This is a genomic window from Nisaea denitrificans DSM 18348, assembly GCF_000426505.1.
GTDB lineage: Bacteria > Pseudomonadota > Alphaproteobacteria > Thalassobaculales > Thalassobaculaceae > Nisaea > Nisaea denitrificans.
The window spans coordinates 727,200-739,013 of the sequence record NZ_AUFM01000011.1; the positions used below are offsets into that span (position 1 = coordinate 727,200).

The 11,814-nt window shown below is 57.4% G+C and carries 10 protein-coding genes; 3 read left to right on the forward strand and 7 right to left on the reverse strand.

The window, feature by feature from the left end; all coding sequences use genetic code 11:
* Positions 1-3: 3 nt before the first annotated feature.
* From K328_RS0104280 to K328_RS0104295, 4 genes are all read right to left on the reverse strand, one after another.
* Positions 4-1,395, reverse strand: a complete 1,392-nt coding sequence (locus tag K328_RS0104280) for a hypothetical protein (protein WP_028464910.1) — start codon at positions 1,393-1,395, stop codon at positions 4-6.
* Between the two features lie 6 nt (positions 1,396-1,401).
* Complete coding sequence (locus tag K328_RS0104285; protein ID WP_028464911.1) at positions 1,402-2,520, reverse strand: hypothetical protein; 1,119 nt, start codon at positions 2,518-2,520, stop codon at positions 1,402-1,404.
* Positions 2,521-2,643: 123 nt separating this feature from the next.
* Entirely contained in the window at positions 2,644-3,906 is a 1,263-nt protein-coding gene (locus K328_RS0104290; protein WP_156901167.1) for a hypothetical protein, read from the reverse strand.
* 54 nt (positions 3,907-3,960) lie between these two features.
* A complete protein-coding gene (locus tag K328_RS0104295; protein WP_245577398.1) occupies positions 3,961-4,566 on the reverse strand; it encodes a YfbR-like 5'-deoxynucleotidase in 606 nt (201 codons plus the stop codon).
* A gap of 583 nt (positions 4,567-5,149) precedes the next feature.
* Here K328_RS0104295 and K328_RS0104305 point away from each other — a divergent pair.
* Both K328_RS0104305 and K328_RS0104310 read left to right on the forward strand, forming a co-directional pair.
* Positions 5,150-5,461 (forward strand): hypothetical protein, encoded by a 312-nt coding sequence (locus tag K328_RS0104305; RefSeq protein WP_028464915.1) that lies wholly within the window; start codon positions 5,150-5,152, stop codon positions 5,459-5,461.
* 90 nt (positions 5,462-5,551) lie between these two features.
* On the forward strand, positions 5,552-6,778 hold the full coding sequence (locus tag K328_RS0104310) for an MFS transporter (protein ID WP_028464916.1): 1,227 nt from the start codon (positions 5,552-5,554) through the stop codon (positions 6,776-6,778).
* On the opposite strand, the gene K328_RS0104315 is transcribed toward K328_RS0104310, so the two are convergent.
* The 3 genes from K328_RS0104315 to K328_RS0104325 all read right to left on the reverse strand — a co-directional run bounded on the left by K328_RS0104315 (position 6,741) and on the right by K328_RS0104325 (position 9,941).
* A complete protein-coding gene (locus K328_RS0104315; protein WP_028464917.1) occupies positions 6,741-7,655 on the reverse strand; it encodes a DMT family transporter in 915 nt (304 codons plus the stop codon). The genes K328_RS0104310 and K328_RS0104315 overlap by 38 nt on opposite strands.
* A gap of 30 nt (positions 7,656-7,685) precedes the next feature.
* A complete protein-coding gene (locus tag K328_RS0104320) occupies positions 7,686-8,603 on the reverse strand; it encodes a DMT family transporter (protein ID WP_169721167.1) in 918 nt (305 codons plus the stop codon).
* Between the two features lie 108 nt (positions 8,604-8,711).
* Positions 8,712-9,941 carry an SPOR domain-containing protein gene (locus K328_RS0104325; protein WP_028464919.1) on the reverse strand — a complete coding sequence of 410 codons (1,230 nt, stop codon included), beginning with the start codon at positions 9,939-9,941 and terminating at the stop codon, positions 8,712-8,714.
* 242 nt (positions 9,942-10,183) lie between these two features.
* Here K328_RS0104325 and K328_RS0104330 point away from each other — a divergent pair, with 242 nt between their 5' ends.
* Positions 10,184-11,812, forward strand: a complete 1,629-nt coding sequence (locus tag K328_RS0104330; protein WP_028464920.1) for an amidohydrolase — start codon at positions 10,184-10,186, stop codon at positions 11,810-11,812.
* The last annotated feature ends 2 nt before the right edge of the window (positions 11,813-11,814 follow it).

Below are 11,814 nucleotides of genomic sequence, written 5' to 3' on the forward strand. Positions count from 1 at the left end.
GCTCTAGTAATCGCGTAACAGCTGTTCACCATCGAGGCGGAGCCGGTTCGCGATTTCCGGGCCGAGCAACAGCTCGGTGAGCCTGACCTGGGTGAACAGCTGGCGCTCGGCTTCTTCCGGGGAGAGAACTTCATAATCCCGCTTTTTGAGGTCTCCGAGCAGTTTCTTTGACTGTTCGGCGACGCTTTCCTCAAGTTCGGCCAGACGCCGGTTCACGTCTCGCTCAAGGTCCAGTTCGTTCGCAAACCTGCTGGCGATCCGAAGCGAGATGATCCGGTCTTCCACACCCTTCTGGGCGACGATTTGATCTCTTGCGCTGGAGCTGCCGCCGAGACTGTTCATGTTGGCGGATGTAAGGTTGTCCTGCGCTTCCAGCATTTCGCGACGAACAAGATCGGCCATCTCTGTCTTTGTTCGTGCCACCTGCCGACTTTGCATGCGGGACCCGGTGTTACCGATAGCACTGGCAGCACCAACAACCTCTTTCACGTAGGCTTCGGCCTGTAGAGCCATGCTCTTGCAGCTTGTCGACGACTGGATCTTTTCCCCGAGTGTCCGGATTTTCTCTTCTGTCTGGCTGACGATCGCCTCGTTCGCGACATTGGTCACTGCGGACACATCGGCCAGGGTGCCTGCTTCTTCAACGCGCTGCATGATCTCCACGATCATCGCCGGGTTTCTGAGGCGGGCGAGAATGACGAACACAACGAATTCCGCGTTGGCCGGCCTTTTCTGATGGACGGTGTTTAATGCGACGCAGATATCCTCGAGGTTGGCGTTGGTGACATGGCTCATGCCGGTTGATGGCAAGGCCTTGCGTAACTCCATGACCGGGACTGCGACTTCCAGCACGCCCACGATCTCCTTGAGGGCAGAATAGAGGAACGGATCGCCGAGACTTTCGATCAGTGCCTGTTTGGCTAGCTTGTCCTTTTCCGCCTCATCGATCACCCGGCGCAGCTGCCCCGATGCATAACGCCAGAAACCGGTACCGAGAGTCATCAAGGCTTCGTCGTTATCCGGCTCTATCGTGTCGAGATCCTGCTGGTAACGCTCGATGCGGGATGGCTCGGAATGTTTCTGCAGAAGTTTGTAGCAGGGGACAATGGCCGTGCGTGGAATTCGGCCAACCGGTTTGCGCGGCTCGCCCGTCGTGTAGAGCAGATCGGCAAAAGGTTCGGTGAAGAAACGAACCAGCGTCGCCTGCCGCTGCGGCTTCAGAATGGCAAGCCTGGGACGCAGCTGGTCCAGGATTTTCCCAACGCCTGGCGCCTTGCTGGGATCCAGGGCACGGCGCTCCAGCTTTGCTACCAGTTCGGTCAAATCCTCTTCAGGAATCTTGAAGAGCTGGCTCTCGAGATTGCCCAGGGGGATATCGTTCGAATTAGTACTCATGCGCGGTTAACCAAGGCTCCGGGCCAGGACCTGCTCCTGACGCAGCATATTTTCGAGACCGATATCGTTTTGGCTCCTCTGTTCGTTCCGCGCGGCGAGCAGGCTCAGCCGTTTGGCAAACTCCATCCATTGCGGGCGGCGATCCGGCGCTACCTCATCACGAGGTACAAGCGGTAATCCGGAAAGGATTGTAGCGACGGTTTGAAGACGTTGATCGTGATCTCCACGCAACGCATTTTCCCACATTGCGAAGATGACGGCCCATCCGTCTTCCAGCCAGGGAATACGCACGCTCAATGACTCCAGAACGCCTTTGGCGTTTTGCCAATTTTTGAGAGTGGACCGCGGATCGTGTGCATAGACATCCGCTTCCTGGAACGCGTTCTTCCAGTTGTGGAGAGTTTCGGTGAGGACGTCGGAAATGAGTGCGGCCGGGTGATCATCGCCAATCTCTCCGGTGCGCATCCAATCTGCAAAAGATGAAAGGAAGTGCGACGCTTCGTCCAAGGTCCGTCGATACCGGCCGCGCGGTCGATGATCCAGGACACCGAGCGCTTCGAGTAGATCACCCCATTCAGTCAGAACGCGGGAGAGTGTCTCAGGGGCGATGTTTTCCTTGCGGGCAATCCGGCCGAGCAGGTTCTGAACTTTCTGTTGGCCAGCGGAGGTGGCAAGTTCAGCAAGGCCGATTTCCAATTCTGCCTCAAGAAAGGTTTTCACCAGATGCTGCGTCAGGGCGAGGCTGATCCGGATCTGATCTTCCGTGATTTTGCTGCTCGATTGAATAGCCGCTTCGGCGGCGTCTTCTCCAGCCAGCCCGGTCGCTGTGGCGTGCAGCACTGCTTCCCGCACCGTATCCGGCGTGACGGTTTCAATTGCCTGGATATATTCGTGCAGGACCCTGTCAAAAACCGTCAGCTTGAAGGTTTGAGGGACGGCGCTCCAACCGATAACATAAACGCCGCGTCCGCCCGACAGTCCCGAAATCACAAGCTCCAGCCGTCCGCGCTCGTCGTTGCGTACCCGTGCCATCGCGACGCTGGGGGTCGTGAAGGGCACGGCAACGCCGCGCTCTGCGAAACTGGTGGGCCAGAAATGGGTCGCTGTTGTCGAGCCGTTAGTCATGCCTGCTTTTGGCTCCGTACTCAGCCCCACTGACCGCACCCAAGATTGTGCGCTTGATACTTGTGGCGGATATAGGGGCTGTTTTCAATGGAATTTCTTTGTTTCTTGAATAAAACCAAGACTCTATAAGTCGTTAGCTCCTTGTGACTTGCTACTCACCGTAGAATCAATGTTCGTCAGCATGTCGTTCAGTTGCTCAAACCTGAGGACACCGCGAGTACCTTCAGATAGGCACCGCTCGAAGATGTTCCGCGTGTGCATCAGTGCTGTGCAGCAATAGCCGAGTAGCCAGTATCGATAGTGCGATGTGATCAGGAAGTTTCGAAAGGGAACAGGATCTCCATCATTGATAAATTTTTCATAACATACGTCGAAATCTTTAAATATCTGGTTAATATTGGCGAGTAGGTTGAGCGTTTTTTTCAATACCTGTTGTTTGAACATTTTCTGTTGTGGAAGGAAGGCGCGGTGCTCGCGATGGTCGAGGGGCGTGGAGTTCTCCGATTTTAGCCACCGGATAACGTCCGCAATCAGGGGTTTGTTGATTTCAAACTGGTACTGGTAAAATGAAACGCCCTTCCAGGCACTGAACACATTCGCGACCTCTTTGCTGTCGATCTTGAAAGCCTGGATGAAAAGGGCGGCTTCCGGAATGGTAGGATCCCAGATGGCATCAATGAAGCGCTGAGTTTTCGTCGTTTCGTTTACATCGGCGCCGAGCGCTTTATTGACGATCGGTCGGACTTTGTTCCGGATCACCGATTTGATCTTGTCTTCTTCGCCATCTTTCATCATCAGATAGGCGGGATTGCAGACCGCCTTGTGGCGCTCGAATGCTGTTTTCAGCAGGAACGGGTCTAGGGACGGAAGATCATCGATCATTTCCAGGAATGAGAGATCCCGCCGCATCGCTTCGGTCATGCCATCCTCGGCGATGCCGACATAGCGCTGCAGAAGCTTTGCCGCATCTTTCTGACGAAGATAGACCGCATAACCGCCTTCATGCGGCAGTTCTTCGTCATTCGGGATGTAGAGCGCGGTTTCGACAGGCCGGTCATCTGACAGTGAGGTGCTTTTGTTCGCAAAATTGGTCGACGCGGCATCTGACACCTCGACCTTGAAGTTCGGATATTTGAAAATAATGATGCGGTTGAGGCTCGGGATCTTGAAAAACGGATCACCAATTTCCCGCTTCCGGGTCAATTCATGGATATTCCAGGTGACGCTCGGCGGGCCATAGATAATCTGATCCAGAATCGGTGAAAGCTTGCGCTTTTTTTGCGGTTTTTCGGTTTTCTGATCCTGCATTAGCGTCGCGTGCTCCTGAGAGAACCGAGAGTCTTCAGTGACTTCGTCCACTCGCTTCGATTGTGCCGGAACGTGCATTCTTAATCCAGCGCCGGACGCTGTCAGATGAGCTGAAGCTTTCCCGATCGATGTCTAGGTAGTCGGGCCGCCCAGAATGCGGAACCGCTTGATGTAGGATTGTTTTGCGGCTGTCGGCGAGATCGGTTCAATCACGACATCGAGCCCGGTTTTCGGTTTTCCGAAAATCTTGTTTGCTTCCGGCAGAGAAAACCCTGCGAGCTGTGTAGCTTCGAGGTATGCCGCGATTTTATCGGCACGTTTGATTTTCTTGACGATGTCGGCGGGAAGGGCGGCCGGCAGTCCGAAGCGGAGATGGACCGCTTCTTCAAGTCGCCGCTCGACGCTTTTATAATCCGATCCGATGATTGTCTTGAACGGTGTGATCATGTCGCCGATCACATACTCCGCCGCATCGTGCAGCAGCGCCGCGAGGCGCCATTTCAGTCCGAGATCCGGGTAGAGCCGGTGCACAAGGATTTCTACCAGGACGGAATGTTCGGCAACGGAATAGGGCCAGCGGCCTTCTGTTTGTCCGTTCCAGCGTGCGACCCGGGAGAGACCGTGGGCGATGTCCTCGATTTCAACATCAAGAGGGGACGGGTCGAGAAGATCGAGCCTGCGTCCGCTGAGCATGCGCTGCCATGCCCGTGCGGGCGGTGTAGATTTAGTGGATTTCACGAAGGCCGTCCCTTTCCCGCTGTCCGGCCTCGCGACCGACGGCGTCTCAGATAGACGAGAAGACCCAGTCCGATCAAGGGCGGGCCGGCACTGGCAAGCACCCGGTTAGCGGTCATGATGCTGCGGGACTGAAAATGCTCTAGCTCCATGATCAGAAGGCAGCGGTCCTGTGCGTCCTGCTCTCGATAATTGGCTTTGCATGTTTGCGCACGGAGTAAATACGTGCGGTCAATCGGTGCCAGATCCCGATCCCATCGGTTCACGAAGAAAATGGTGAGCGGTACAATCCAGATCATGGATGCCAGCGCCCAGATGAAAGAAAATCGGCTGAATATTGCGGATGCATGTGGCATTTTTTAAATTCAGATTAATTAAAATGCATAAGAATCAATATTTTGAAGGAATGTGTTCAGCTTTTGCATTTTGTTCTGGTATTGTTGCGTTCTAAAGAAAGTAGCACAATAAAAATGGAGATTTTACTGTGCATTTGAAGCCCTTTACTAAAATCGCTTGTGCTGCTGTCGTGATGGTCACGTGTGCTTCCGTTTTCTCGGATGTAGCGCGTGCCTACGATCCAAGGGCCATGACGGGACCGGGGTTTCTCGCCTTGGCATCGGGCCGCATGATTTCCGGTTGGTTGAGCAACGGTAACCGTGCCTTTTACCTCAGGGTGGAGAAGGGCAAGGTCTACTCGTTGAAGGTGCCTGCCCAGAACGGCTTCCCTGAAGTGCACGAGACCGGAACGGTCCGTCCGACAAAGGAGCATTATTGTCTGTCGCCCTATGGCGGTGCAAAAGAGCGGTGCCTGCGGGTCCGTTTGCTGGAAGACAATGAGTTCGAAAGCACGGACGATTCCGGGAAGCGGATTGCCCGCTGGTGGTTGGCACAACAGTAAATCCGTTTCGGACGAGAGGGCGCGCTTGACCTCTCGTCCCGTCAGTTCCAGTTTGCAGATACTCATCAGTCTTTCCGCCTGGAACTTTAAATGACCGCCGAAACGCACGCCGCGCCGCCGGAAGGCGGATCTCTCGCCGACTTCAAGGTGATTGGCCTGATCGGCGTAGCGCATTTTTTCAGTCATCTCTTTATTCTTCTTCTGCCGCCGCTGTTTCTGACGCTCCGCGAGGAGTTTAGCGTCAGCTTTCTTGAGCTTGGGCTGATCATGACCGTGTTCAGCGGCGCCACGGCGAGCACGCAGCTTCCGTTCGGCTATCTGGTGGATAAGTTCGGAGCCCGCTGGATTCTGATCGGCGGCCTCGCGGCTGAATCTCTTGCCTTTATGATGATCGGGTTCGGGGATGGTTTCTGGGGCTTGCTTGCAATGATGGCGATCGCTGGCGTTGCCAACGGTGTCTATCACCCGGCTGATTACGCGATCCTGTCGGCCTCTGTTTCAGGGCCGCGCATGGGGCGGGCCTTCAGCCTGCATACCTTTGCCGGTTTCGCCGGTTTCGCTGTCGCACCGCCGCTGATCATATTTTTGAGCGATGTCGTCGGTTGGCGTATGGCCCTTGTCGGGGTTGGCCTTGCCGGTCTTGCAACCGCCGCTGTTCTGTTGGTGTTCGCCGGCAGTTTGCAAAATAAGCAGAAACCGGCTGCAGAGCAGGCTAAACCGGCCGATTCTTCCAGCCGGGCGCTGCTGTTCTCGTTCCCGATCCTGATGTGTCTCGGTTTCTACATCATGACAGCGCTTGGCTCTGGCGGACTCAACAACTTCCTGGTTTCCGCGCTCAACCTGTTACACGGTACGGTCCTTCCGGTCGCAACCGGAGCGCTGACGGGGTATCTGGTCGGTACCACCATCGGGATTCTCTTTGGCGGTTATCTGGCGGACAAGACTTCCAATCACAATGTGATCGCCGCTTTCTGCTTCCTGGCGACGGCGGTGATGATTTCCATTGTCGCCCTTGTCGACATGCCCGAGCCGCTGCTGCTGGCATCGCTGACATTGCAGGGCATTTTGCACGGTATGATCATGCCGTCGCGGGACATGATCGTGCGCTCGGTCACGCCCGACGGGCAGTACGGCAAGGTTTTCGGCTTCGTCACCACCGGTTTCAGCATCGGCGGGATCATTGCGCCGATGATCTTCGGTTTCATTCTCGACAATGATCAGCCGGCACTTGTGTTCTATGCCATCGCCGGGTTCATGTTCCTGTCTATGTTCACCGTGTTCACGTCGGCTCGCTGGCGGGGACCTCGCTCGGCGTGACCTGCCGGATCCGGGTTTCCCTCAACCAGATATAAAGACCGGCGCCGATAATCAGGGCGGCGCCGACGCTGGTCCAGACATCGGGCAGGCTGTCGAATACGACCCAGCCCAGCAGGGTGGCCCAGAGCATCTGGATATACTGGAACGGTGCCAGCAGGGACGCGGCGGCGCAGCGGTAGCCATGCACCAGGCAAAACTCGGCCAGAAGGGCGAGAAGGCCGATCAGGACCAGGATCCCCCAGCTTGAGCCGGAGACGGCTGGCCATGTGCCGGCGAAGGGCAACAGCGTGGCGGAGCCGATAACGCCGGTAACGGCTGTGAGAAACAGTGTGGCGAGGGCCGGTGTCTCTTTCCCGGCATGCCGGGTCATCAGAGAGAAGGCCGAGAAACCGAATGCCGTACCGAGCACCATGAGATGTGCCGTGGTCAGCTCTTGCAGGCCGGGCCTCAGAATGATCAGCACGCCGACGAAGCCAGCCGCAACCGCGCTCCAGCGCCGGATGCCGACGCTTTCTTTCAGGATCAGTGCGGAGAGCCCGACAGTCAGCACCGGTGCCATGAAACTGATGGCTGCGGCTTCCGCGAGCGGCAGGCTGGCGATAGCGCCGAAGAACAGGATGGTCGAAATAAACAGGAAGCATCCGCGAATGGTGAGGAATCCCAGCTTCCGGCCTCCGAGGAAGGTCCGGATGCCGAAAAACGGAATAAGAACCACCAGCAATGCCAAATGCGCGGCATAGCGGACGAAGGTGATGTGCTCGATCGGAAATGTCTCGGCGCTCTGCTTCACCAGGGTATCCATGCAGGAAAACACGGTGAACCCGGCGACGATCAGGCAGATTCCGAGAGCAGGGCGGTGATGCTGAGCACCTGACATGGTCTTTTCCGTCTTCCGTGCGCGTGTCGTTTAATGTTGTGCGGGCGGCGTGGGTTTGATTTGCCGTTCGCGGATCCAGACATAAAGCCCGGCGGTCACGATCAGGGCTGCGCCCGCGAAGGTCCAGACCTCAGGCACGTCGCCGAAAATGAAGTACCCGTATATCGTCGCCCAGATGATGACGATGTAATGGAACGGCGCTAGCAAGGAGGCGCTGGCGTACCGGAAGCCGAAGATCAGGATCTGGTGAGAGACGCCGCCTATAGCGCCAATCACGATCAGAAAAACCCACTCGCGGAGAGTTGGTGTCTCCCAATAAAAGAAAATCAGTATGCCTGTTCCGATAAAACCGACCAGTGCCGCGTGGAACTGCATGGCGACCGGGGCTTCGGTACGGTTGAGCGACCGTGTCATCAGGCCGAAAATGCTGAACATCGTGGCCATGCCAAGGACCAGGAAATAAGCCCAGTGAATTTCGTTAAATCCGGGCCTCAGCACGATCAGAACGCCGACAAAACCAATTCCTACGGCAGCCCAGCGCCGGATGCCGACTTTCTCGCGCAGGACAAAGGCGGAAAGCGCGACGGTGATCAGCGGGGCTACGAAAGCGATGGAATTGGCGTCCGTCAGCGGTATCAGCGATATCGCGGTGAAAAAGCAGATGGTGCAGCCGAGTAGCAGAAGCCCGCGGATGGTGACCTTGACCGGGCTTTTAACGTGGAATGTGCGGCGGACGCCGAGCAGCGGGAGCACCAGAACCATGCCGGCGAAATGGAAGAAATACCGGCCCCAGATGACCATTTCGACACGGATTGTCTCGGAGGTGTATTTCGCCATGGCTTCCATCGTCGCAAACATGGATACCGCGACGACGATCAGCCCGATGGCGCGGGCCGGATTGCTGAGCCCGTCATTCTCGACGGCTGCGGGACTGTTTTCAGTTTTCATTGAGAGGACCCGCATGGAGAGACGCCGACCGCGCACTCGATGCTTATCCCGTCCAGTGAGGCCGTGCAATCATTCCCGGTGCGTGCCCGGCTGGGGTATACGCGAGACTTAGCGCGCGATCCTGACGGCCTGGCAGAACTGGCGCTTGGCTTTCATGGCACTGCAGGCTTTGAGTGCGTCGGCCCGGGTCTTGAAGGCGGCACCGACCAGCCGGACGAATGTGCCGCGTCCGTCGCCGGCATCAAACTCGACGGTCATGAAGCTGAGATCCTTCAACTCATTCGGATAGCGCTTCTCAAGCGCGGACCAGCCGCGCCGGGCGCCTTGCATGGTCCTGTAGGATTCCAGATGGATACCGTATTTGCCGTCCGGGCTTGCTGTTGCCATGGAGGTTTTCTGGTCGCCTTGAACGTCCGTTTTAGAAGCGGATTTCATTTCCGCCTCTGCCTTCGGAGGCATCATCTTGCCTTCGGACATACTTTCCAGCTTGCCGACAACGGCTTCAAGCCGGGAGATGAGCGTCAGCATCCGGCTGTCGTCCATCTCCTCGCGCATTTCGCCGGTATTCTTTGGCGGCGCCATCATGGGGTCCGGCTTGGCCACGCTCGCATGGGTGCTCGTCGCAGGGGCGACCATATCGGTCAGGTTCGCCGGCTGATCAACGGTGACAGGCATCTCTGCCGTCCGGTTGTCGGCCAGGGAAACGGACATCAGCTCCTTGCGAGAGCGGGAGTTCGTAAAGGTCCGTTCGCGCAACACGTAGTTCTGCGCCACCGGGGCATAATAGAGGCTGGTATCGACATTTTTGCGTTTGCAGTCGATCCGGTAGGTTGTGAAGGTCCCGGCCGGCACCGTGACGTCTTCCTGACCGGCAACGACGCAGCGCACCTCGTCTTCCCAGCCAGTCGGCACTTTCTCGCTGCTGCCACGGATACCGTAGGCGACGATATTGCCTTCCTGCAGCGGGAAGAGGGTGCCCGGATTACCGATAATGCTCTGACGTCCGCGCCCGAGTTCGGGATGGGATGACCAGGATAGTTGCGGTGTGACCAGCTCGTTCGTCGTCGTCCAGATCAGACCGGAATCGTTGGTCCAGGTAACCCGGTCCGGCGTGACGCCGACCACTTGCTCCTGCACCACGTTTCCGTCGTCATTGAACACATAGGTGTCGCCCGGCTGGTACAGCGGTTGCGGAGCTGGCGGCAACTGAGCGAGTGGAGCCTTGGCGGGAAGAGTGTCACTGTCGCTGAATAAATCCAGATCCGGCATTTCGAATGAGCAGGCGGAAAGTGCGCCGACCAGAATTACAGGAACAAAGCGTCGGATCAGGTGCCGCATCGCAATAAAATCGCCGCCGAAAAGGGGTAGTCAACCCTGGTTCAATAACTGGAAAAATATCCAATATCTTGGCGTTAGTGTCAACTGAACCCCAATATGATGTTGCAGTTTCAGGATTGAGAGGGACCCAAGGCCGGGGCGTTGACAGACCGTGTCTTCATCCGCAATCTGAGCATCCCTCCCGGCAGGCTCCCCGCATCTCCTCAGGGTTCGAGCTGGCCAGTACCAAAAGGAATAGCGACATGGCAACGGCGAAAGCTGATCTGGTATTGCGTGGCGGCAAGGTGTTTCTCGGTTTGGGTGCCGGATTCACCGAATCGGTCGCGATCTGGGGTGGACGTGTGATTGCGCATGGCAGTAATAGCGAGCTGGAGGGGCTGGTAGGGGCCGACACACGGGTGATCGAATTGAACGGTCGTCTGGCGGCTCCCGGACTGAACGACGCGCACCAGCATCTGATGATGGTCGGGCTCGGCCTCTCGGAGGTCGATTGCAAGACTGACACGCAGCTCCAGGCGATGCTGGCCAAGATCAAGGCGCGCGCCGACAAGGCGAAGCCGGGTGAGTGGATCTTCGGTCGTGGTTACGACCATTTCGAGCTTGATGCCAAGCGTCACCCGTTTCGCGAAGAGCTGGACATCGTTGCACCGAACAACCCGGTCTACGTCAAGCGCACCTGCGGCCATATGGGCGTCGCCAACAGTGCGGCGCTGAAGCTCGCGGGGATTGACGAGAGCACAGCGCAGCCGGATGGCGGCCATATCGAGAGCCAGAACGGCAAGCTCACAGGACTGCTGCAGGAACGGGCACAGGAAAAGATCACGGCCGTTCTCAGTGATTACAGTATCGATGCCCTAGCGGAGGGCGTCCGCATGGGCCAACAACACAACCTTTCGCTTGGCTTCACCAGTGTTACCGATCCGGGGGTCGGCCTGCGCCAGGGCTATGATGAATGGCTGGCCTATCAGCAGCTCCGCCGCCAGGGCGGTTTCGGCCTGCGCATGCATCTGATGATGCTGGCGGGCGCCAGCGGCTGGCCGGACCGGGCCATGGATCTCGGCCTGATGACGGGTGACGGGGACGAGTGGCTGCGGGTCGGCCCGATGAAGCTCTTCACCGACGGCAGCGCCGGCGGCAAGACGGCGGCGATGTTCGATCCCTATCTCGGCGAGCCTGATAATCGCGGCATCATGATCTATGAGGATCAGCAGCTCTTCGACTATGTCCGCGACTATCACGACCGGGGCTACCAGGTTGCGACCCACGCCATCGGCGATCGCGCCATCGAGCAGATTCTGACCGCCTATGAATTGGCAATCGGAAACGATGTCGAGGCTCATGCCAACCGCCGCCACCGGATTGAGCATTGCGGCTTCCTCAATGCCGACCAGCTTGCCCGCATGCAGCGCGTCGGCGTGTTGCCGGCGCCGCAATCCATCTTCATGTATGAGTTTGGCGATCTCTATGTGGACGTGCTGGGCGAGGAGCTGTCAGCCAAGGCCTATCCGTTCCGATCTTTCCTAGATGCCGGTCTTCATCCGTCGGCCAGCTCCGACGCACCGGTTTCCAGTACCAATCCGTTCCAGAACATCTATTCGATGATTACCCGCAAGACCAAGCGCGGCACCCTTCTGGGCGGCAACGAGACGCTCACACTTGAAGAGGCACTGCATTGTTACAGCTATTGCGGCGCCTACGGGTCCTTCGAGGAAGAGATCAAGGGCACTTTGAAGCAGGGCCAGCTCGGCGATATCACGGTGTTCGACCGGGATCTGTTTGCCATCGAGCCCGAGGAAATTCTGGAAGCGTCGGCGGACCTTGCCATCGTCGGCGGTGAAATCATGTTTGACCGGCAGGCGGAAGCCGCCTGACA